Source organism: Alkalihalobacillus sp. TS-13, assembly GCF_019720915.1.
Taxonomy (GTDB): Bacteria; Bacillota; Bacilli; order Bacillales; family Fictibacillaceae; genus Pseudalkalibacillus.
Map to the genome: position 1 here is coordinate 1178711 of NZ_JAHKSI010000001.1, position 23334 is coordinate 1202044.

The 23334-nt window shown below is 39.4% G+C and carries 20 protein-coding genes and 2 pseudogenes; 17 read left to right on the top strand and 5 right to left on the bottom strand.

Annotated elements, in window-relative coordinates:
• The first annotated feature begins 143 nt into the window (after window positions 1–143).
• The 5 genes and pseudogenes from KOL94_RS25595 to KOL94_RS05860 all read left to right on the top strand — a co-directional run bounded on the left by KOL94_RS25595 (window position 144) and on the right by KOL94_RS05860 (window position 3692).
• Window positions 144–1022, top strand: coding sequence for a TolB family protein (locus KOL94_RS25595; RefSeq protein ID WP_311775106.1), 879 nt, complete (start codon window positions 144–146; stop codon window positions 1020–1022).
• Window positions 1015–1467 (top strand): annotated as a pseudogene (locus KOL94_RS25600) (alpha/beta hydrolase family protein); the annotation flags it as partial. The gene KOL94_RS25595 and the pseudogene KOL94_RS25600, both read left to right, overlap by 8 nt.
• A gap of 266 nt (window positions 1468–1733) precedes the next feature.
• A complete protein-coding gene (locus tag KOL94_RS05850) occupies window positions 1734–2654 on the top strand; it encodes an ABC transporter ATP-binding protein (protein WP_221564901.1) in 921 nt (306 codons plus the stop codon).
• Window positions 2644–3414, top strand: a complete 771-nt coding sequence (locus KOL94_RS05855) for an ABC transporter permease (protein ID WP_221564903.1) — start codon at window positions 2644–2646, stop codon at window positions 3412–3414. Before KOL94_RS05850 ends, KOL94_RS05855 begins: the two co-directional genes overlap by 11 nt.
• Window positions 3415–3503: 89 nt before the next feature.
• Window positions 3504–3692, top strand: a complete 189-nt coding sequence (locus tag KOL94_RS05860) for a hypothetical protein (protein WP_221564905.1) — start codon at window positions 3504–3506, stop codon at window positions 3690–3692.
• Window positions 3693–3806: 114 nt separating this feature from the next.
• Here the strand turns inward: KOL94_RS05860 and KOL94_RS05865 are convergent, their stop codons facing one another.
• Window positions 3807–4184 carry a PH domain-containing protein gene (locus KOL94_RS05865; protein ID WP_221564907.1) on the bottom strand — a complete coding sequence of 126 codons (378 nt, stop codon included), beginning with the start codon at window positions 4182–4184 and terminating at the stop codon, window positions 3807–3809.
• 77 nt (window positions 4185–4261) lie between these two features.
• Window positions 4262–5062 carry a pyrroline-5-carboxylate reductase gene (gene proC / locus KOL94_RS05870; RefSeq protein WP_221564909.1) on the bottom strand — a complete coding sequence of 267 codons (801 nt, stop codon included), beginning with the start codon at window positions 5060–5062 and terminating at the stop codon, window positions 4262–4264.
• A gap of 363 nt (window positions 5063–5425) precedes the next feature.
• Here proC and KOL94_RS05875 point away from each other — a divergent pair, with 363 nt between their 5' ends.
• The 8 genes from KOL94_RS05875 (at window position 5426) to KOL94_RS05910 (ending at window position 14812) form a co-directional block, all read left to right on the top strand.
• The gene (locus KOL94_RS05875) at window positions 5426–7630 is read left to right on the top strand and encodes a beta-propeller domain-containing protein (protein ID WP_221564911.1); all 2205 of its coding nucleotides are present in this window, start codon (window positions 5426–5428) and stop codon (window positions 7628–7630) included.
• A gap of 82 nt (window positions 7631–7712) precedes the next feature.
• Window positions 7713–8144, top strand: coding sequence for a DUF4395 domain-containing protein (locus tag KOL94_RS05880; protein ID WP_221564913.1), 432 nt, complete (start codon window positions 7713–7715; stop codon window positions 8142–8144).
• Between the two features lie 339 nt (window positions 8145–8483).
• On the top strand, window positions 8484–9899 hold the full coding sequence (locus KOL94_RS05885; RefSeq protein WP_221564915.1) for an alanine/glycine:cation symporter family protein: 1416 nt from the start codon (window positions 8484–8486) through the stop codon (window positions 9897–9899).
• A gap of 482 nt (window positions 9900–10381) precedes the next feature.
• A complete protein-coding gene (locus tag KOL94_RS05890; protein WP_221564916.1) occupies window positions 10382–10603 on the top strand; it encodes a hypothetical protein in 222 nt (73 codons plus the stop codon).
• 99 nt (window positions 10604–10702) lie between these two features.
• The gene (locus tag KOL94_RS05895; protein WP_221564917.1) at window positions 10703–11872 is read left to right on the top strand and encodes an acyl-CoA dehydrogenase family protein; all 1170 of its coding nucleotides are present in this window, start codon (window positions 10703–10705) and stop codon (window positions 11870–11872) included.
• A 695-nt stretch (window positions 11873–12567) separates the two neighbouring features.
• The gene (locus tag KOL94_RS05900; RefSeq protein ID WP_221564918.1) at window positions 12568–13074 is read left to right on the top strand and encodes a hypothetical protein; all 507 of its coding nucleotides are present in this window, start codon (window positions 12568–12570) and stop codon (window positions 13072–13074) included.
• A gap of 536 nt (window positions 13075–13610) precedes the next feature.
• Complete coding sequence (locus tag KOL94_RS05905; RefSeq protein ID WP_221564919.1) at window positions 13611–14147, top strand: sigma-70 family RNA polymerase sigma factor; 537 nt, start codon at window positions 13611–13613, stop codon at window positions 14145–14147.
• Window positions 14144–14812: a hypothetical protein gene (locus KOL94_RS05910; protein WP_221564920.1), complete on the top strand. Its 669-nt coding sequence runs from the start codon at window positions 14144–14146 to the stop codon at window positions 14810–14812. The genes KOL94_RS05905 and KOL94_RS05910 overlap by 4 nt, the downstream gene beginning before the upstream one ends.
• Before the next feature lie 284 nt (window positions 14813–15096).
• On the opposite strand, the gene KOL94_RS05915 is transcribed toward KOL94_RS05910, so the two are convergent.
• Complete coding sequence (locus tag KOL94_RS05915) at window positions 15097–16560, bottom strand: flavin monoamine oxidase family protein (RefSeq protein ID WP_221564921.1); 1464 nt, start codon at window positions 16558–16560, stop codon at window positions 15097–15099.
• 196 nt (window positions 16561–16756) lie between these two features.
• Here KOL94_RS05915 and KOL94_RS05920 point away from each other — a divergent pair, with 196 nt between their 5' ends.
• Both KOL94_RS05920 and KOL94_RS05925 read left to right on the top strand, forming a co-directional pair.
• Complete coding sequence (locus tag KOL94_RS05920) at window positions 16757–17593, top strand: Nmad3 family putative nucleotide modification protein (RefSeq protein WP_221564922.1); 837 nt, start codon at window positions 16757–16759, stop codon at window positions 17591–17593.
• 112 nt (window positions 17594–17705) lie between these two features.
• The gene (locus tag KOL94_RS05925; RefSeq protein WP_221564923.1) at window positions 17706–18680 is read left to right on the top strand and encodes a ring-cleaving dioxygenase; all 975 of its coding nucleotides are present in this window, start codon (window positions 17706–17708) and stop codon (window positions 18678–18680) included.
• 53 nt (window positions 18681–18733) lie between these two features.
• Here KOL94_RS05925 and tnpB read toward each other — a convergent pair.
• Window positions 18734–19804: pseudogene (gene tnpB / locus KOL94_RS25155) on the bottom strand (IS200/IS605 family element RNA-guided endonuclease TnpB); the annotation flags it as partial.
• Between the two features lie 141 nt (window positions 19805–19945).
• Here tnpB and KOL94_RS05945 point away from each other — a divergent pair.
• Window positions 19946–20557: an alpha/beta hydrolase gene (locus tag KOL94_RS05945; protein ID WP_221564924.1), complete on the top strand. Its 612-nt coding sequence runs from the start codon at window positions 19946–19948 to the stop codon at window positions 20555–20557.
• Window positions 20558–20812: 255 nt separating this feature from the next.
• Entirely contained in the window at window positions 20813–22009 is a 1197-nt protein-coding gene (locus KOL94_RS05950; RefSeq protein ID WP_221564926.1) for an MFS transporter, read from the top strand.
• A 241-nt stretch (window positions 22010–22250) separates the two neighbouring features.
• Here KOL94_RS05950 and KOL94_RS05955 read toward each other — a convergent pair whose 3' ends face one another.
• Window positions 22251–22526 (bottom strand): DUF3817 domain-containing protein, encoded by a 276-nt coding sequence (locus KOL94_RS05955; RefSeq protein WP_260412214.1) that lies wholly within the window; start codon window positions 22524–22526, stop codon window positions 22251–22253.
• Window positions 22527–23334: the final 808 nt, after the last annotated feature.

Here is a 23334-nt window from a genome sequence, read left to right on the forward strand (position 1 = left end):
CTCCTCGAGGCCGTGTCTTGGGTAGTAAAACAGAGGTATCATATTGCATGATTGGTTGTATCAGTTTATTTGGTCTTAAAGAAGGAAAATATTACCTTTTTCCCGAAGTATCTAGAGCTCATATTTTTAAGGGGGATGATGTGTTGAAATTTCCAATGCCGGATGTAGAACAATTTTTCCAGACGCTTGGTATCAAAGACTTTGTAATCAGTCCAACAGAAGAACAGTTGATCATCAGTACAAATATTAACGGTCATTATAATTTATGGGGAATGGACCTTCCAAACAAATATCCGTATCCACTGACCTTCCAAAATCAACTTACACATGGACTGCATTATTCCAAAACAGGGGATTTCATCCTTGTAGGATTCGATCGTGATGGCGATGAAAACATCCAACTATATGCCTTACAGCCATGTGGCGGGAATTTGATTCCTATAAGAAAAGCAGAGGGTGAAAAGCATTATTTCAGTCATTTGACAAACGATGGGAAAAGACTTTATTATACTTCCTCGGTCGGGAATGCAACTTATCTTAATGCATACTGTTATAACCTGGATACACAGGAGGAAGAGCTTATAGTTGAAGGCACTGATGGTGGAATTGAAATCATGGCAGTCAGTGATGATGAAGAGAGTATCATCTACTCGAAACACTTTTCTAATTCAAATACACGTGCCTTCATAAGACGAAATGAACAAGACATTTCATTGACTCCACCAAGTGAAGAGGAGCATATGATTACTGAAGTTGTATTTACTTCAGATGATACGGTTTATTTCACAACAAATTATGGATCTGATTTTTCTTATCTAGCTAAATACAATCTGATAACAAATGAATATTCAAAAGTGCTTGAACTAGAGAAAGAAGATTTGACCACATTAAAGTTTGACAAATTCAAGAACCAACTTTACTTGATCAGTACAAGCGGTGTTGAAGACCGTCTTTTCGTTTATTATCTTATGAAGGAGCAGACGAGTCAGAAGGCTTGTTGCTCAAGGATATGTCGCCCATGATAAAATTTTATTGATGGGTGGCAGCTTTGGCGGTTATATGTCCCTATTGGTGCATGGTCGACATCCTGAATTATATAAAGCTGTCGTTGATATCTGCGGACCCAGTGATTTATTCTCATTCATAGACAGCGTCCCTGAACATTGGAAACCTTCGATGGTAAAATTCGTAGGCGATCCTATAAAGCATAGAGAAAAATTGACAGAGGATTCTCCGATCAATTATTTAGATAACATGACAAAACCGATGCTGATGATTCAGGGAGCCAACGATCCAAGAGTAGTAAAAGCTGAATCAGACCAGATTGTAGAAGCTTTGAAAGATAATGGTACAGAGGTGGAATACATGGTCTTAGAGGATGAAGGTCATGGGTTTTCGAAAAAGGAGAATGAAATTGCAGTCTATCGCAGAATTTTAAATTTCTTCGATCAACAGATAGCAAAATAAAAAACAAAAATTTAAAGGATGTCAGGCTTTCTAGTATAAAGGAGCCTGGCATTATTTATGAGCTCTGTTATACTTAAATATTGATTTTGCGATATTCTCCGAAAGTACCAGCAAAAACAATTATCAGAGCGGTTCTGAAAACAATAGCTATGTTAATGAACTTTGTTGATTTACCGGAATCAACAATAAGAACCAAAACAGCAGAAACTTATTTAATACTGAAACGTCCAATTATAGAGGACTAATTATAAAATATAGGTGAAATCATGAAAAACAAACCAATTCTAAAACTGCAAAATATACATAAATCAATCGGTAAAAATCAAATCCTTTCAGATGTTGAGTTGGAAGTGAATCATGGTGAAATCATGGGATTATTGGGACCGAATGGTTCAGGTAAAACAACGATGATCAGGATCATCGTTGGATTGATGAAAGCAGATAAGGGACAAATTGTAATCCACGGACATGATTTATATAAGGAGTTTACCCAAGCCATCAAGCATATCGGAGCGATCGTTGAGAACCCAGAGTTCTACGAACACTTGAGCGGACTTCAAAATTTACAACAATATGCAGCGATGGATCCGACGATATCAGAGAATAGGATCAATGAAGTGGTTGGGATCGTCAATTTAGGTAAGGCTATACATGATCAAGTTAGCACTTACTCTTTGGGGATGAGGCAACGCCTTGGAATTGCCCAAGCTATTTTACATCAACCTAAACTGCTTATCCTTGATGAACCGACTAATGGTCTGGATCCTCTTGGAATGAGGGAGTTTCGTGAATACATAAGGGCCTTGAGAAAGACAAAAAATGTTTCAATCATTATTGCAAGTCATTTACTCCGTGAGATTGAAGATTTGTGCGATCGAGTTGCCATCATTCAATCAGGGCGAATATTGAAAGTCAGGCACCTAATTGGTGAGGACGAACAGTCAACCAGTATGTTCCGTTTTGAAGTGGATGCAGCCGATAGAACGAAAGACATCCTTAGTGAGTTGAATTTTGAAGCTGAAGTTGTGGGTATTGGTGTAGATGTCATGGTAAGTAAATATGATGTTCCTAACGTTGTAGAAAACCTAGTTCATGAAGGTATCATGATATATTCCATAACAGCAAAGCATCAAACGCTTGAAGAGGCGTTTTTTGAAGCAACGGAGGAGCCTTCCAATGATGTTTAATTTGATCCGTAACGAACACATCAAAATTTTCTATAAAAAGGGAAGCCAAATCCTATTTTTAGTTTTTGCAATTGGGTGTCTTTTGCTTGCATTGATGACAAGGAACATCTTATCCACCTCTGGCGAAAATGAAAGCTTCGCTGATTATTTCATTTTCAGTACGAATTTCTTGTTCTTATTACAATTCGTATCTGTCATCATTGCAGGATCAATCGTTGCAAATGAATATGATTGGGGAACGATTAAATTTCTTTTAATAAGACCTGCACAACGATCCAAAGTCCTGTTATCCAAATACTTGACTGTCTTACTAATCGGAGTTTATCTATTGGTGTCCTATGCGATATTTGCATTACTATTCGGATTTGTCCTTTTTGGGATTTCTGATTTCGTAGGGGATTTTGATAACGTGAAGAATATCTTTTTACGATATATGACGACTTTCGTTGAGGTTTCAGTCATGTCAACGTTTGCCTTCACAATCTCCACAGTATTCAGAAGCAGTGTGGTCGCGGCAGGTACCTCTATATTCTTGATTTTGACAGGGAGGACGTTTGTAGAAGTGCTTGCTCATTATCAAATTAGCTGGGGGAAATACATCCTTTTTGCAAATACGAACCTTACTCAATTTTTCAGCGGAAACCGTCCATTGTTCAAGGAAATGACTTTTGCGGGTTCCATTTTAATCCTGTGTATTCATTTAGGGATCCTCATTGCTGCATCGTGGTACTCGTTCACAAAAAGGGATGTCGCTAATTAATAGAAGAAAACCGTCCTAAAAATGAAGAATATGTATAATTTCATTTACAGGTTTCATCCTAATACTAACCCTATTAAGGAGGAATCAGCATGCCACACAAACGAAATCAAAACCAAGAAGCTGTAGAACGTACAGCTAAGAACATCAAAGATGGAGCGGATACTGCGTTTGATAATGTAGAAAATGCCGTTGAAGCAACCGAAAGTGCTGCAATGAATGCAGTGGACAAAACAGCCGATGCCATCAACAAACAAATCGAACGAAATAAAACAGAATAAAGAACACTTGGTGAAGCCAAACTTTCAGCGCATGCTGGGGCTGGCTTTAAGGGTAATGGAGGTAAAATGGGACTGATCCAGTAATAAATTGGCAGTCCCATTTTACTTGGCAAGCTATTGATTTACATAAGTTGCTAGTGCTTTTTGTACATCATAAATGCTCTTATCCTTGCGGAACTGTTTAGAAATCGGATGAGACGTACTGGATATGAAGATTTTCAATTCTGCATCCATATCAAATGTACCAGCTGTTTCTACACTATAATGAGTGACATTTCGGTAAGGGACAGAATGGTACTCGACCTTCTTACCAGTCATTCCTTGCTTATCAATCAAAATAAGGCGCTTATTGGTAAAAACGATCAGATCACGAATTATTTTGAAGGCTTTCTCTACCCGTTCATTTTCCGTGACGATATTTTCCAGGTCTTTTTCAACTGCTTGCAAATCTGCTTCTGATGCATTTCCCATCAGGCCATCTAAAATTCCCATAGTTTTTAACCTCCTCATTTCATCTACCTATATTAGTTTTCGGTGCAAAAATTGATTTTCCTACCAATCTTAACACCCTATTTTCCCCTCGCATGTCGGTTCGTAGCCTTGACTGCTTCTTTCATGATATTTTTCATATTGTTACTCTCCAATACTTCAACACCTGCTGCAGTAGAACCGCCTGGGGTTGTTACTTGATTTCTTAGTGTTTCTGCAGACGCCCCTGTTTCAAGCATTGAGGCTGAACCTGCAATCATTTTAGTAACTAGCCGCTGAGCTTGTTCTCTTGTTACTCCATAATTGACCGCTGCTTCTTCTAATGCTTCAGAGAATAAATATAAGAAAGCAGGAGCACTCCCTGTAATCGCAGTCAAATCATGGACTTGATCTTCTGACAACTCTTCATACTCTCCAATGGCGATTAATATCTGTTCGATCACATGCCGGTGAGATTGTTTGACGTTCTTCCCACATGCGAAAGTAGTCATTGATTTTCCTACCAAAGCTGCAGTGTTAGGCATTATCCAACAGACAGGAGCTCCGGCGGGCAGATGGGCTTCCATAGTAGAAGGATCGATGCCCGCGGCCACTGTGATAACTAGTTGGCCGTTCATACAACTCGATAACTCTGAGAACAGGTTGTCATGTGCATCTGGGGGAGCTGCCAACAAGACTACATCAAACGATGACATTGATTCTTTCCAATTTCGAGTTATTTCAACCTTGTATGTAGAAGCTAATTTGTCCAGACGTTGCCTGTCAGATCGATTCGCAATTGTAATGGCAGAAAAAAAGGGTTCGTTTGTAGATTTTAAACCGGAAACAATCGCTTCAGCCATACGACCGGCACCAATCACTAATAACCTGGATGGAATCATTCATACACATCCTTTCTATTTCAACATCTTAAACGTATCAAAAAGAAAGGGGGATGAAAAGTAAATCAACAATCAATGGGAATTTGTAACCTTTTTTTAGTTACATACGTCTTTAGGAAAAGGCACTGTTAAAGGACTTGTTGATTTTAAGCGAAATTCACGACACTCCTGCGGGAAAAGCGAGCCAGGCAAGACCCCGCAAACGAACTTAAGGGTCTGACCACGTCGTGTGGTGAACGTCGAAGCCAACACATCCTGTGCAAGTTAGCTGAAGAAGCTTGCGGATCGCCCGGGGAAAGGGAGATAATTTCGCAGAATCAACAATATAGTCTAACAGAGCCCAGGAAAAAAGGGGGCAGGCAAATGAAAAAGTGGTGGTTATTAACTGGTTTGGTTGTAATAATTGCAATTGGTTATTTTTATTGGACTAACCAACCTAAAGTATTGAACGCCTGGGATGAGAATCAAGACACACCCGTTGTTTTGCAAAATAAAACTTGGAAAATCCTTTTTTCCAAGAAGATAGATGTCAAAACAATCAAAGAGGATACTATTTATGTCACGGATTCTGATGGCGAGAGACAAAATGTATCTTTTACTATTGATGATGATCAACGTACTGTTCTGATCCAGCCACCAGAAACAGGTTACAATCTTTCGAGCAGCTATTTTACACTTCATGTTGAGAATGGTATTCGTTCAACCCAGGGGAGAAAAATAAAAGAAATCCCACCTATGAAATTCATTGTGGAACGAACCTTACCAGTAATCGGATCGAAGGAGAAATTAAACGACTATTTTTTGCAAGCTATCAGAGAAAATAAACAAAAGACACGTCTATTCTCACGTGGAGATGCTATAGCTACAGAGGAGTCTTCAGACGCAAGTGCCAGCGCAAAAGCTGATAGCAGCGGATCTGGAGATTTTTCAGAAACGAATGTCCAGGTAGATGGGGTGGATGAAGCCGATATCGTTAAAAATGATGGCAGATATGTATATCAAGTCCTCCAAGACCGTGTTATCATCACGAAGGCATATCCGGCCAGTGAAATGAAGAAGGTAGCGGCCATCACCTTCAAGGAACATGAGTTATCCCCACAGGAATTGATATTATATAAAGACCGCTTAGTTATTATCGGTCACAGTCTTAAAGAAATGCAAGCTATCCAGAATAGAGGAACATCTGCTAAAGACGTTGCGTTATTACCGATACATCACACATTAAAAGCTTATTTTTATGATATTAAAGATCGATCTAAACCTATTTTGGAAAGGGAAGTGGAAATTGAAGGCTCCTATTTTACAGCACGTCGATCAGATAACTATCTGTACTTAATTTCCAATCATCATCCTAACTACTGGCCTTTAGCAGAAAAGAAGGATCAGGGTAAAAATATCGATCTCAGACCAAAAGTGAGGGACAGTGCGGATAACGATGGATCAAAATATATCGACTACGAGAAAATCAATTACTTTTCCGATTCAAAAGATACGAACTTTACGATCATTTCATCTATCCCTATTGACAAACCAAGGAAAAAAGCACGGTTCACCACTTATTTAGGAAGTGGAAACCAATTGTATATGTCCAAGGAAAATATTTTTATTGCAGTTAATACCTACCCGGATCTTACAACAGATACAAGAGTTGAATTTACGCCTGATACCGTAGTTTATAAATTCACTTTCAATGAAGAAGTTGTAAAATTCAAGCATTCGACTGAAATTGAGGGTACGGTTTTAAATCAATTTTCAATGGATGAGTACAGAGGCAAATTCCGAGTTGCTACTACAAGCGGGAATACGTGGAATGATGATAATCCATCATCCAATCATTTATTCATATTTGATGAGAAGTTAAGAAAAATTGGAGAGATAACTGATCTTGCACAAGGTGAACGGATATATTCTGCCCGATTCATGCAAGATCGTATCTATATCGTCACATTCAAACAAGTAGATCCTTTGTTCGTCATTGATGCGAGCGACCCAACAAATCCAAAAGTGAAAGGTGAACTAAAAATACCAGGTTTCAGTAATTATCTGCATCCATACGATGAAAATCATCTGATTGGATTCGGACAAAATACGAAATTAGTAGAGAACTCTTCCGTTAGTGAACCATTCGTTCAAACGGACGGTATCAAAATATCGATTTTCGATGTCAGTGATATGAATAATCCTATAGAAAAACACACTGAAATCATCAATGGGAACGGAACCTATTCGCTACTGAACCATGATCATAAATCGCTATTATTTGATAAACAACGAAACATTTTTGCTTTTCCTATCCACATCTACAATTACGAAGAAGGGAAAGCGCAAATTGAAAATGCCTTTCAAGGTGCGATGATCTATAACATTGACACGAAGGATGGTTTTAACTTGGCTGCAAAACTCTCTCACACACAAACAGAAGGGGAAAAACGATTTGAACAGTGGGAAACGGATATTCAACGTCTACTGTATATCCAGAATACGATTTACTCGTTATCAAGGAGTAAAATAGTTGCTCACGAATTATCTACTTTCGAAAAAATCGGGCAAATCGATCTGAGGGACTGAAAAATACTCCAAAGCATTTCACATTTGACTTGAATACATTTATTATAAGTATATCATTCATATGTGAAAGGTCGGATTTAAAATGAACGAGAAGAGCCAAACAATACCAAGACCACTGGTGCAAACAAATCAATGGGTACTATTTTTATCTGTTCTTAGTGTATGGATCAGTGGTGCAGAATGGATCCTTCTGATACCTCTCTTCAGTGGAATATCTGGACTGTTGCTGAATTATAATCCAATCATGGAATTTGCTGAATTGTTTCTTAAACGTCCATTTTCAGAGTATATTGCCGAAGACAAACAGCAACAAAAGTTTAACCAATGGATCGCCACAATTCTTCTGACAATTGCTTTCGGAGGTTATCTTATGGGAGCGACCATCATAGGCCACATTGTATCACTGTTGGTTGCAATTGCATCGTTTGTAGCGATATTAGGATTTTGTGTAGGTTGTTTTATACGCTATAAATGGAGCCAATACCAATATAAAAGGTTGCAAAAAGATTCATGACGACTTTATAGGGGCTTTTCCTTTGGAGGAGCCTCTTTTATGTGAGCTCAGGAGATATCCCCGAATAATTTTCGATTATTACGAATTCTCTAAAAACCAAAAGGACTTATTTCCTACGCCTGTAATTTTTTTCACCCTAAATTACTACCTTTTGTTTCGTAAATTGAACCTTGCTAACTATTGATATGACAAGAAAAACTAGCGGAAGACCATTTTTTTACCTCTTCACCCTGTTTGTAGGATAATGCAGAAAATTGTTGCAATATTTTTACCTTGAACATATAATTGTTCTTGAGCAAATATTCAGAAAAAATAAAAAATGAAAAGGGGTTAGGTAATGTGTTAGAAAGTATCGTAGGAACTTTAAACGGTTATTTATGGGGGTATGTTCTTATAGCTGGATTACTTGGGCTAGGTCTTTATTTCACGATAGCTACAAGATTCGTGCAGTTCCGTTACTTAGGTGAGATGGGACGAGTCCTATTTGAAAAATCCACGCTTCAAGATGGAAAAAGTATTTCTTCATTCAAATCTTTCTGTATCGGTGCAGCTACGAGAATCGGAACAGGGAACTTAGCCGGAGTTGCAGTTGCAATCGGACTAGGAGGACCAGGTGCTGTATTCTGGATGTGGATCGTTGCGCTAGTGGGTGGGGCGACAAGCTTCATTGAGAGTACGTTGGCACAGGTGTACAAAGTGAAAGACAAAACAGCTTTCCGTGGTGGACCAGCCTATTATATTGAAAAAGGTCTAGGAAAAAGATGGTTAGGGATCATTTTTGCGGTTTTGATCGCTATAACATTCGGACTTATTTTTAACTCTGTACAAAGTAATACGATTTCGGAAGCATATGTAAACGCATTCGGCTTGAATGGAACCGTAGTTGGAATTATTATTACAGTTCTTACAGGATTGGTTATTTTCGGAGGGGTACAACGTATTGCAAATGTTTCTGCAGTCGTCGTCCCAATTATGGCAGTTCTTTACATCATCATTGCACTTATTGTTTTAGCACTTAACATCGGACAGATTCCGGCAATGTTCGCACTTATCGTAAAAAGTGCTTTCGGACTTGAACAAGCTGTCGGTGGGGGAATTGGTGCAGCAATCATGAATGGTGTAAAACGTGGACTATTCTCTAACGAAGCGGGTATGGGTAGTGCACCGAATGCCGCTGCTACAGCAAGCGTTTCCCATCCTGCGAAGCAAGGATTCATCCAAACACTTGGTGTTTTCTTGGATACAATCATTGTTTGTTCCGCTACAGCATTCATCATCTTGATGTCTGGTATTTATTCTTCTGGAGACACTGCAGGAATCCAGTTGCTGCAAGATTCACTCGGTGATCACATCGGTGGAGCAGCAAGTATATTCATTGCTATAGCAATCTTCCTTTTCGCGTTCAGTTCGATTATCGGAAGCTACTACTATGGTGAAACGAATATCGAATTCATCAAGGAAAGCAGACCTGCCATTTTCGTATACCGTTTAGCAACAATGGCTATGGTAATGGTCGGGGCTGTATTGCCATTAGCATTCGTATGGAGCCTTGCAGATCTGTTTATGGCCTTGATGACATTGATCAACTTGGTAGGAATCGCTTTGCTTGGTAAAGTTGCCTTCAAGGTCCTTAAGGATTACGAAATGCAACGTAAGGAAGGTAAAGATCCTACTTTCAACCCTAAGAAACTTGGTATTCATAATACTGAATGCTGGGGAGATCAAGATAAAAAGAAAGACGAATTAGTAGGATAATTCATCAATATCATATTTTAAAGGGGCTGTCGAAAAAGTGTTTGACACACTTTTTCGACAGCCCTTTTTGTATTTTGCTTCGTAATATTATAGAAGAGTATCTATTTTTCTTGTCGAAGCATGAGAAGTTTAGGTGAAAGAGTATTATTATATTGGAGTAACCTTCATACTAGGAATCATAAACAACCTCCCAAGAAATATGCTATTTTTCACAAATATTTTACAAGAATGATGTAGTTTCGTAGTCAAAGTATCAATATGTAACGAGTGTGGTAATGGATTTTTTTAAAGCCAATACACGTAGGAGAAAGTAATAAGGAAAAAGAACTGAATGACCTTAATTTGAAAGTATGAACCATTTGGATTAGTTAACGTTCCAAATGGTTTTTTTATTTGCTTTCATTACACTTTAATGTTGATTAGAACAATAAAAATTTTACTTATTGCAAATAATAAAGGAAAAGAACAAAAGGAGACTTTCAATGAACATTAAAGATGGAACTGTTTATCAAATCATGGATAATGCATCTGGTAACTTCAATTCTGCAAAGACGCTCAAGATCACCTCTCACCATAGAAGTGTCGTTTCTTTCAATCTGGGGAACCAACAAGGCTATGGGTCTATGCCTGTCCAACATTTAAGATATTTATTGAAACGTAATTACCTCACCGAATTATCGGATGAGAGAAAAGTGTCAAACTAAATGTCATCTGAAAGGTTCTATCATTCAGTACTTAGTAGTTGAAATAAATCCGACATGTTTAGTAAGATTTGATTATTATTAACGTTGGAGTGAATGCTGATGTGGGATGTGTATGAACCTTTTATCAAAACAAAACGACAGAGAAAATTATTCAAGTTATCCGAACAACTTGCAGTTAAAATCCATGAGAGAGCTTCAGAAACGGATAAGAAAGGAACCTTTTCGTCTGAGAATTTAGAGGATTTGAAGGAATCGAATTATTTAGCTCTGTCACTCCCGGAAGAATCAGGAGGAAAAGGTCTTTCCCTTTATGAATTCGTCCTATTACAAGAAAAACTTGCTGAGGGAGATGGCTCTGTAGCGCTGTCTATCGGATGGCACCTTGGTATCATCATGGAAATCCGAGATGAAAGTCTGTGGGAGGCTGCTGCATTTGAATGGTTATGTTCGGAAGTCGCAAATCATAAGAAAACGATCAACCGTGCAGCAACCGAGCCTGCTACAGGCAGCCCAACTAGAGGTGGCATTCCTGAAACAAAGGCGGTAAAGGGTGGAATCGGTTATACGATTAATGGTCGTAAATCATTCACAACGATGGCGGATGTTTTAGATTATTATCTCGTTTCAGCATATATCGAAGAATCCGATGAAATTGCATGGTTCCTCATTGATAAAGAACAACCTGGAGTGTCTGTCGAACATACCTGGAATACACTAGGGATGCGGGGGACTGGGAGCGATGATCTCGTACTTACAGATGTCCAAGTCGACCGGTCCAGACTTATGGAACGAAAATCAGACAAACAAAAAAATCCTGTACCTAAAGGCTGGTTATTGCACATACCTGCATGTTACCTAGGCATTGCCATTGCAGCTCGGAACGAAGCTATTGAATTTGCGGAAAATTATCAACCTAACAGTTTGCAGACTACAATTTCTGAAGTCCATCATGTAAGAGAAAAAATCGGACAAATGGAGCTAGAGCTGTTGAATGCCAGACACTTCATGTATGCTATTGCAGAGAAGTGGGATCGATATCCAGAGGAACGAATAAAACTCGGACCAGAATTAGCAGCTGTAAAAACAATTGCAACGAATGCTGCCAACAAAGTTGTGGATCTAGCAATGAGGATCGTTGGTGGGAGGGGTTTATCGAAGTCCTCAAACTTTGAAAGATACTATCGGGATGTTCGTGCTGGTTTACACAATCCGCCAATGGACGATGCTGTGATCGAAACCCTTGCACTAAGAGCACTTGATGATCAATAGCCTATATACTATCACAGGGACTTGCCCGCAAAAGTGTGGCAAGCCTTTTTTATTCGGTTGGCTTTGTTTAAGAATGATGTTGATTTCTTCGAAATTCACTCCCTTTCCGCAAGCAAACGAAAAGCGGAAGCGACCCGGTTAGGCACATAGGTCACTGGAAAACTGACGAGGAGGCTCGAACCAAACAAAGACTTGGTTCTGCGAGGCCCACTCATAAGGATGTCAATCAATGTGTCGACCGCCGCAGGAAGTTTGAAGTGCCCCAAGTGACTGGTCGCTGAGCTAGACAGCACTTCCCTGCATTAACCCAATTCCGCGGGTCTCCTCGCGATTTTCTCTCTGCGGGGTCTCACCTGGCTCGCTTTTCCCGCAGGAGTGTCGTGAATTTCGTTTAAAGTAAACCTGGCAAAGCTAAGCCTTTGGTGCAGGCTGAGCCTAAGTTGCGCTTATACTGAAGAAAGTATGATCATACTTCTTTAAGTGTAAAATCAACAACGTAGATTAACAAAGCTTTCTAAAAAGGAATGATCATTAATTTCACTAAAATCACCAATGTAGACTAACAAATCCATTTAGCAGAGCCATTTGAAAAAATGATCAACCTCTTGTAAAATGGAAAATTGTGTGCACCAATCTAGGTAAATAAGCCCATAATAACATCTTGAAAGATATTCAAACTAAGGAAGGAGATAACAATGTCATTAACGCTACGACAACCATTTTCTAAGGAACGTATGATGGAGCCTGAAGAACTGGAATTTCAAGTATTCCGAATGCAAGAAGATATGAAACGTATTGCGAAGAAGTGGGATGTAGTAGGAATAGATCAAACGAAAGAAGAGAACTTGGTCATCGTCTATAAATCAGAAGAAAAGAAACGATGCAATATCATGTTGAATGATTGCGAGAGTGCATTTAAAGGAGTGTGGGACTTTTCGGTTCAAGCCTATTATCCCGAGCATGATCGAATTCATATTGGAGATATTAAAGGACCTGCCAACAAAGGATATGGTTCCATATGCTTGAACTATTTAAAAGAGATGGCCAAGGATAATAATATCCCTTATATTACTGGTGATATTGCCGAAAGGGATTGGGATCATGTCGACCGTCTCTTGTACTTTTATGAAAAACACAATTTTCATGTCGATTTGGACTATGAAAATAAGTCCGGGAAAATCTTATGGAATCATGGACTTTAAAAACAATGACGATATTGAGACTGGCTCAGAAATGTCGTAAACTTCCAACATGAATTGGGAGGAGACACTTCAAAGTCAGTCTTTTTTGTAGTATTAAATTGTACATAAAATGATTGTTTTCTAAAAGTTCAGCGCTAAGGAGATTAACAATATGTGTTAGCAATGGAAATATAAGAAACTCTTGCAGGAAAGCAAAATAGAAACTCCGCAAATGCCAACATATGAATCTTCGAGTATAATTTTGAACTTCGATTAATACCACCACGTCCTTTGGAGATCGTCGAAGCCAGCAGAAGGAAAGCTTCTAAGTCTTCTCATCGCAGACACGAAAATGATTTCACTTTTGTGTCGAGATCCCCCTGCAAATGAGGAGGCTTGCAGATTACCTGCGGAAAGCGAGTATACTTTCGCTTTACAGTTAAACAACTTTCTCTTCGAAAACCCCTAAAAAGTAAACAAATATTTGAATTGTTATCAAGATTTCGTCGTCTAATGTATGAACCGAATAAAAAGGATGATCTGATTTGGAAAGTATAATGGAACAGTATAAGTTACAACAAGTGGATAAAGATGATGTCCTTGTAGAAATCATGAATTTGTACGGTAATGATCTAACACGATTAGCTTATTCGTATGTGAAGGAGCAAACTTTAGCAGAAGATATTACGCAAGAAGTCTTTGTCAAATGTTATATGAAATTGGATACATTTAAAGGAAATTCTTCTGTGAAAACATGGTTGAACAGGATCACAATCAATAAATGTAAAGATCATTTGAAGAGTGGCTGGCGAAAATATATCCAATTCGAGCTCCCCATCTTCAAAACTCCTAAGACAAAAACGACGCCTGAATCTGAATTGAATAAAAAAATAGATCATGATGCTTTGACAGAAGCTATTTTGGATTTACCAGTGAAATATCGGGAAATCATCATACTACATTATTTTCAAGAGCTGTCTACTAATGAAATCGGTTTGCTGTTAAATATGAAGGACACATCAATACGTACAAGGCTTAGAAGAGCAAGACAATTATTAGAAGATGAATTGAATAAAAGGAATGATCAAAAATGATGAAACATTTATCTCGTTTTAGAGAAGACAGCTCATTAAATCAAATTCATTTCCCAAAAGAAAAAATGGAAAATGTATACCAAAGAGTAAAACCAATTAGTAATAAAACGTTTATTTTTAAGAAAACCCTTAGTTTCGCCACATTATCGATTTTGCTATTGATTATAGGATCTTTTGGTTATCATTCCTTACAATCCGAAAAGGCTGATCAATCAGAAAAGACTGATTTGACAAAACCATTGGAAGAAGAGGAAAATGATCCAATTGAATTTAATGAAGACGACGCAGAAAACCTTACTAAGAAATTCATCGACATGTTGATCCAAGAAATAGACGAACCAGGTAACAATGTGATCAAATATCACTCAAAAAGTGCATTAGTCAAAGAATTAGAACCGTATGCATCAAATGAAGTAGCAGAAAAATGGGTGGATTCATTTTATGAAGAACGCGATGGTGAACTGCATATGTATCGGTTACATGGAATTCCAACCATTGATTTTGGAAAAGAGTATGACATCACAAAAGAAGACGAACGGTTTTATACCTTGTCCCAAGAAAAGCATAACGAACTAAACGGTACCCATATTGTCAATATCCATTTTAAATATACAGATAGAGAATGGCTTATTTCGAAATATGATATTGAATATGTAGAAGAATAAACATTTTTAAAGAAGAGGTGGATTCACAAGGTTGACAGCCTCTTCTTTACTTGTTTTTTCCGTTTAATCAAGCAGTTCATTGGGGAGACTGACAAGGAGACTCGAACCAAACAAAGACCTGGTTCTGGGCAAGTATCAACTATAATGTAAATCAATGTTCATGGGCCACAGAAAGTGTGAAGTGATTGGTCGTTGAGCTAGAAATCAATTTCTCTGCGCACCTCGTTACGGAGGCTTGCACATTCTCAAAGTCCTTTGACTGAGACTAATCTTTTAACCCACTATCATCCCTTATTCACTTCAATAGCTGCCCTTATACCTGATTCAATTGCACCTTGTATCCAACCATGGGGAAGGGAAGTATGCTCTCCTGCAAAATGGACTTTACCTTCGGGTGAAGATAAATATGGCATTAGTTCTGTCTCTTGTTCAGGCTTGAATAAAGTGAATGCTCCGGATGCATATGGATCCAGTACCCAGCTGTGAGTTGCACCTGTTTCAAATTCCTTGGTAATGTTTCTCCCATGAATTTCTGCCAGGTCTGTCAGAGCAGCATGAATCCGTTCTTGTTCACTCTTACCAGTCCAAATTAGTGCGTCATCTTCCCAAGTATAACTTCCTAGGATAACCCCACTCTTACTGTTGAAATTATGACTAGGATAATGGGCTAATCGTATTGGTAGATCCGTTATTGTTTTTCCACCGTAAAGTCCTTGTCTCTCCCAAAAACGATCTTTGAACTGTAAACCGATTTTCGTTGATGGAACATAGTGCAACTCGCGTAGTGCTTTCCATTTGTTGTGGGAGAAGGAGTTTCGCGGCTGGACATCGACGAATTGCAGTACAGTAAAAGGCAAGGTAACAATCGCCGAATCTCCTTGGACTTCAGTTGCTTGCCCAGTTTTCGTATCCAAGCAAGAAAACATGATCTGGTTGGTAGTTTGATCTATTCTTCTAAGTTTCTGGTTGAAATAAATGTTTTCATCGAGTTGAGGAATAAAAGATTTAGGAAGCCGATCAAGTCCCCCTTTGATTTCATAAAAAGAAATATCTTTGCTGTATAAGATAACGTATTCTCGAAGGATTTCAAGAAAGGACAATTCTGGTAAGCCCTCAACAATCGAGAGGACTTTGATCATTTCAATTGCTCCATCAGATAATTTAGGACCAGCTGGGTTGTGGCGGAAAAAAGTTGAAAATGAATACTGTTCCAATAACGGGACTATAAATTGCCAATTGTTTATGGGATCTTTTTCGAGGAATTTAATAAGTGGATTCATAATGGAATGATTCAGTTGCATATCTGTTTTCCCTTGTTCCCCAGGTGCTACAGGATATCTTAGTACGTCTGGATGCTTTTTATAAAAAAAGGACCGTGTCTTCACGCCATTAGCGTAGATGAGGTCGTTCGGTGTGGAATTGATGAATGGATTGATTTCTAATCCAAACTTCTTAATATATTCAAAAACTAAAAAATGCGTATTTGGGATACGCATTGCTCCTGCCTCAAAATAGTTGCCATCAGTAAATGGTTTTCTAATCGTATAGACTCGACCGCCAATCCGGTTTCGAGCTTCAATTATTTTTACCGTATGACCAGCTTGTTTTAGTAATGAGCCTGCAACAAGACCCGACATCCCAGCACCAGCGATGATGACCGTTCTAGGTCTTTGCGGCTTAGGAATACCATCCCGAATCCATGAAATCATCTTTGATGGTGTGTAATAGGGAGGCAGATAATTCATCATAAATCCATCACCCTTCCAACAGTTGCTAAAAGCAAACCATCTTCATAAAATCAAGATATTCAATCCCTCATTTCTTAATGCAGGAACAAGCTCTTCAGTGGTGGTTATTATTGGAACTATTTTTCATTTGTAAGAAGGAAAAGTCGCTGGTACTGTTTAATGTGAAAAGTAACGAATGTTGTAGGAAGGGTGAGAGGTGAAGTTGAAGATCATTCTCAGCAGGAAAGGGTTTGATTCGTCAGCCGGTGGATATCCAAGTCCGATATTGCCGGATAGTACGTTATTTTCCTTACCAATACCTGATCAAGACAGCTCAATTACTTACGGAGATCTTATCATTAATGATTCATCCTTTTATAAACAAATGCACACAATGAAAGAGACGATCAAGACAGGAAAGAAGTGGAGTGAACTAAGTCCACAAAGCTGTTGTCATTTGGATCCAGACATAGATGCAAATGTCATGTCACGAACGGAAGATTGGAGAGGTACCTTTGGTCAAAGCGGGGCAGCGCAAAAGCATTTGGAAAACCAGGGAGTAGAGCCTGGAGATGTATTTTTGTTTTTTGGGTGGTTTCGTAAAACAATACAAAAGGAAAACAGGATTGTCTTTGATCCAAACGACCGCAATGGCAGACATATTATTTATGGATACTTGCAAATCGAAGACATCGTTCGAGTAGACTCCACCACTCGAGTACCTGATTGGCTGAATACACATCCCCATTGCACACACCTCAAAAGGAAAAGCAAAGGGAACACGATTTATGTAGCTGGTCAGAATCTTACCTGGAATAAAAGACTTTCTGGATATGGGACGTTTAAATACGATAAAAGACAGGTCTTGACGAAAGAAGGTATGAACAAATCCTGTTGGGCACTGCCTAATTGTTTTAAAGGGGTGGACATAAGCTACCATAAACCGACAAGTTGGAAAGATCAGTACTTCCAGTCTGTTGCCCGGGGACAAGAATTTGTCGTCGATTGTACCGATGACATCGTTCAATGGACAAAGAAAATTATTGAGGGGTAAAAGGAAAAATGGCTACTTATAAGCATAAAAGTTTAACTATAACTGTACAAGGTGTTACAATATCATTAAGTAACTTACTATTAATAAGTATATAAAGATTGGAGTGCTTTATATGAACCGAAAACCTTTAAAAGGAATTCATCATGTATCAGCAATCACAGGCGATGCCAAAAGGAACTATGAATTTTATACGAAAATCCTAGGTATGAGACTAGTAAAAAAAACAATTAACCAGGATGACCCATCTGTTTATCATTTGTTTTATGCAGATGAAAGGGGAAATCCGGGCACTGACCTCACCTTTTTTGAAATCCCGATGGCTGGAAACACATATCCTGGAACAAATAGTATTTCGACGACTTCGCTTCGTGTGCCCAGCGATGAAGCATTAGACTTCTGGCAAAAGCGTTTTGATGAGTTTGGAATCGACCATGATGAAGTTTCAAAAGAGTATGGTCGTGCAACAGTGGCATTTCAAGACTTTGAAGGGCAACGTCTCTTGTTAGTATCAGACGAAAATAATGATGGCGTGGCCCCTGGGAAGCCATGGGATAAGAGCCCCGTCCCAATAGAGTATGGCATTCAAGGCCTTGGTCCGATTTTTTTGACAGTACCGAAACTGGAATTATCTGAAACGCTGTTGATTAATGTTCTTGGATTCTCAAAAAAAGGAACCTATGCATCTGGAAATAAAAATGATGTCCATGTGTATGAAACAGGAGAAGGTGGAACAGGAGGAGAAGTCCATCTAGTCCATCGAGATGACCTACAACCGGAACGTCAAGGACGGGGAAGTGTCCACCATGTTGCTTTCCGCGTCGAAAATGAAGAAGAATTGAAAAAATGGATTACCTACCTGAAAGAATTACGGATTCCAAATTCAGGTTTTGTAGAACGATACTACTTCAAGTCCTTATACTTCAGAGAACCGAACGGTATTCTGTTCGAATTAGCAACTGATGGCCCCGGATTTGAAGGGGATGAGGATTTTGACCATCTTGGGGAAAACTTGGCCCTGCCCCCTTATTTTGAACAAGATCGAGCAGAGATTGAAGCCCGTTTGAAGCCATTGGAAACGAAACATTGAACTACCCGCCACCTTAACACCCTTACTGGTTGTTTAAAGTGGGGGATTCCTAAGATCCCTGTCGTCCCGACAGTTTGTAAGGCTTCTTTTTTGATATTGATACTTGCATTCTTATCTCGATCGTGGAGGGTCTGACACTCCGGGCACACCCAAACACGCAACGCTAAGTTCTTCACCATAGAGTTCTGAAAGCCGCATTTTGAACACAGCTGTGAAGAAGGGAAATGTTTGGATATGACGACCACTTGCTTGCCATACCATTTCGCTTTGTACTCAAGCATTGTACGCAGCTGAGCCCAAGAAGCATCACTGATAGATTTAGCATATGTGTTGTTTTGAAGCATATTGGAAACCTGCAAATCCTCGATTCCAATCACATCGTGGTTTTTGATGAGTTCAGTCGTGTGTTAGTGATTTTCTCGTGGATGCTAGCGACTTTTCTTCGTTGTTTATGCCAGTTGGAGGAGCGGGGTATTCTACGGGAGAGTACCTTTTGATTTTTCGCTAACTTCATTTCTAGCTTGTGAAAAGGCTTAAGATTAGGATAGACCGTTCCATCCGAGAGAATGGCTAAACCTTTTAGCTTGCATCGACTCCAACCGTAGAGTTTGTTGAAGGGAGAGGTTTTACATCCGTCTCCACCAATAGGGACACAAAGTACTTTCCACTCGGATTCCGACGAATCGTAGCGCTCATAATACGCCCCTCTACCTTACGGCTGTTGGCATACTTCACCAAGCCAAGCTTAAGGTGGCGATCAAATACTTCAATGTTGTTGTTCGTAAACTTCGTGGTATAAGATTGAACCTTGTTTTTCTTCGACTTAAACTTAGGTGGTTGATTCTGTTTATTGAAAAAACGCTGATAAGAGTCCGAAAGGTGCTTAAGAGATGTTTGAATGGCAATGCTGTCAACTTCTTTTAGCCAGGTGAGCTGCTTTTTAAGTGAGCTGCTTTGAGCACTTCGTGTAGCTTAAGCCTTTTCCTGTTTGGGTGTACGTATCGTTCCATTGAGCGAGGAAAATGGTTAAACACAAAGCGAGAGCAGCCGATGGTTTTGGCAATCAGCACCTCTTGAAAAGGTTTAGGGTAGATTCTAAATCGGTACGCTTTATGAGTCTTCATTCCCCCACCTCCGGAACATGTGTTCTGAGTGAAGTTTTAAGCTCCGACTAACGACATTCTTCTCCCCTAGCTACGCCTTTCACGCGCTTGAAGAGGGAGTCTTCTGTCGAGTTAAGATAAAATCATCCAAGGAGGTTTATCATGGAACATGTATATATAGAAGGAAAAGATAAACACGCCCCGACACTTTTATTGTTGCACGGCACAGGAGGAAACGAAAGAGATTTGTTGCCTCTTGCTGAAATGATCGCCCCTAGCGCTTCAGTTTTAGGAGTGAGGGGAAATGTCTCAGAAAATGGTATGCCCCGATTCTTCAGAAGACTACGTGAAGGTGTTTTTGATGAGGAAGATTTGAAGTACCGCACAAATGGATTGAAAGTATTTATAGATGAGATGGCTTCTAAATATGGATTCGATAGAGATAACGTTGTTGCCATTGGTTATTCGAATGGTGCGAACATTGCTGCAAGTCTGATGTATCATTATGAAGATGCCTTAGCCGGTGCCATCCTTTTCCATGCGATGGTGCCACTTAGGGATGTCCAGTTACCAGACTTAGAAGGATCGCCGGTTTTCATAGGTGCAGGAGAGAACGATCCTCTCATACCGATGGACGAAACAAAGGAATTGGCGAAGGCATTACGAAATGTCAATGCTGATGTCACCGAGTTTTGGACAAAAGGCGGACACCAGTTGATGAGAGAAGAAATCGATGAGGCCAAGAGCTGGTACGCAGCCAATTTTCAAAAATAAAATCTTGTGTAGAGTGACCTTGAAAGGTTGTAAAGACCTTCCCTCAAGGTCATTTTTTTGCTGCTTTCTTAAAAATTTGAAAGATGAAAAACTGTAAGCACTGGAAATATTCGAGCCTCCTGCGGTAGAAGAGAGCCAGGCACGACCACGATTAGAAAAGATTTTCGTATCAGCTCTGAGCAGAAAAGAACCATTTAAGTGGATAATGGTGTAAGATGGTACAAGTACCTATTTAGAAAGAAGGCATCACAAGATATGAAGAACCAGTCTCATCTACAAAAAGATAAAATATGGACACGCGATTTCGTTTTCGTTTGTTTATCAAACTTTTTCATTTTTGCAGGATTCCAGATGACCTTGCCGACATTACCCTTATTCGTCAACGAACTTGGCGGAAAAGATGAGATGATCGGAATGATCGTTGGAATCTTTACATTTTCTGCACTCATCATCCGGCCATGGGCGGGTCATGTTTTAGAGACTCTTGGTCGTAGGTTCGTCTATTTAATTGGTTTGGCAGTTTTTGTCGTTTCAGTCGCTGCGTATTCATTCACCTCGAGTATCTTGCTTTTATTCTTACTGAGAGTGGTACAAGGACTTGGTTGGGGAATGTCTACTACTGCAGTCGGTACCATAGCCACGGATTTGATTCCGCCTAAGCGACGGGGAGAGGGAATGGGATTCTTCGGGCTGGCTGGCACATTGGCAATGGCATTCGGACCTGCTCTAGGTTTGATGTTGGTAGTTAGAGCGAATTTCTCAATTACATTTGCAATCGCTGCTTTTTGTGGGCTTGCATCTCTGATAATCGCTGCGCTTATCCATTACCGCCCAGGAGAAAAAAGTCATGCACCTCAAAGGAAATGGGATTTATATGAAAAGACTGCGTTGGTTCCAGCATTATTACTATTCTTTATCACGATGGCATTTGGAGGAATCACCTCATTTCTTCCGTTATATGCGGAACAGTTGAATATTAGTGGGATAGGTTGGTACTTCACTGTATTTGCCTTCTCATTGATGATTGTCCGCCCGTTCTCAGGGAAGTTATATGATCGATTAGGTCATAAAGCTGTATTTTTGCCAGGAACCTTTTTAATATTGATTGCGATGATTGATTTATCTCTACTTGCAAATGAATGGATGTTGATCGCTGCAGCTCTCTTTTTCGGTGTAGGATTCGGTTCTGTCCAGCCAGCACTTCAAGCTTGGGCTGTACAATCAGCACCTAAGAACCGTAGAGGAATGGCTAACGCTACATTCTTTTCGTCATTTGATTTGGGTGTAGGCACAGGGGCGATGTTCTTTGGGGTTATCGCCTCCTGGTATGGATACAGTGAAATTTACATGGCCTCTGCGATTTCAGTGACAATTTCGATGGTGCTGTATTTGTTCATAACAAAAAATATGAGTGTTGGAAATGAGACAAGTGCTGGCCAGCTTTCAAGGTAAGATGAAAGGGACTGTTCTAAAAGAAAAGTGTCGGATTCCTCCAACACAACATTTTGTATCAAAACCACGATTTTTCTCAAAATGTTGTTAAGTTCGGAGAGAATTAGACACTTTTTGAACAGCCAACTCCGTATTTGTGTTGACGGCTTTGGGAGAAGGCGCTTAATCATCTGCCTCAAGCTGTTATCTACAAAAGTAAAGGGGTAAAGGCAAAAAATATGAAATTACCTACAAAATTTTTTCAACTTCTGACTGCCTTTGCATCAAACACGAAAGGACCGAATGGAAGTACAGAAGCCAGGATTCCAAGGGCAGCTTTTGTAATGGACCAATTTTGATTGAACTTCAAGTAAACAACCATCATGCAATAGAGGACGAACAATCCGCCGTGGATCGCGCCAACAATAGTGACCGCCATTGGAAAGTCGAACATATATTTTAAAGGCATTGCGATACCAAGCAACAGCAGAAAAGAAACTCCCTCAGAGTAGCCAACTACGCGGAAAGCTTTCAACATATTCATCACATGGATCAACTCCAATTATTTATTTTTCCATAGAGCCATTATAACAGGGACAAAACAACTATTTTCCGTAGTTTTTATACGATTTATGACAATTCGGGTCACGTTTGGATTTTGGATTATTTTATAAAAGTTCGTGCAAGTGAGGAAACTTATGGATCGCCCGCGGAAAACGGGTATATTTCCAAACTGTAAAACAGCCTTTTAAATATAATATTTAAATAATAGACTTGATTATAGACTTTGTTGAATTTTAAACGAAATTTGCGACACTCCTACGGGAAAAGCGAGACAGGTGAGACCCCGCAGAGAGAAAATCGCGAGGTGGCCCGCGGAATGGGTTAATGCAGGGAAGTGATGTCTAGCTCAGCGACCAGTCACTTGGATCATTTCAAACTTCCTGCGGCGGCGACAGCCTAACCGGGTCGCTTCCGTTTTTCGTCTTCCCGCGGAAAAGAAGTGAATTTCGTAGAAATCAACAAGAGCCACAAAAACAATAACATTCTACCCTTGACAAACACAGTGCTTCTTAATAATATAGGTATAAGTTTTTTAAAAAGTTAATTAGATTAGTTGAGATGAGAAAAGAGTAGAGTTTGAGAGAGTTGAGGCGAGCTAAGGTACGTTTTACAAGTGACGATTCCTTGGGCACCCTTATGTCCATGGGATTTTTTTATTAACCATAGGTTTTTGTTAATCGGTTGTTGTTGATTGCTTAGGAACAATTCCATAAAGAAAACTTGGCAAAGCCAAGCCTTTGGCGTAGGCTGAGCCTTAGTTGCGCTTATATTGAAGAAAGTAT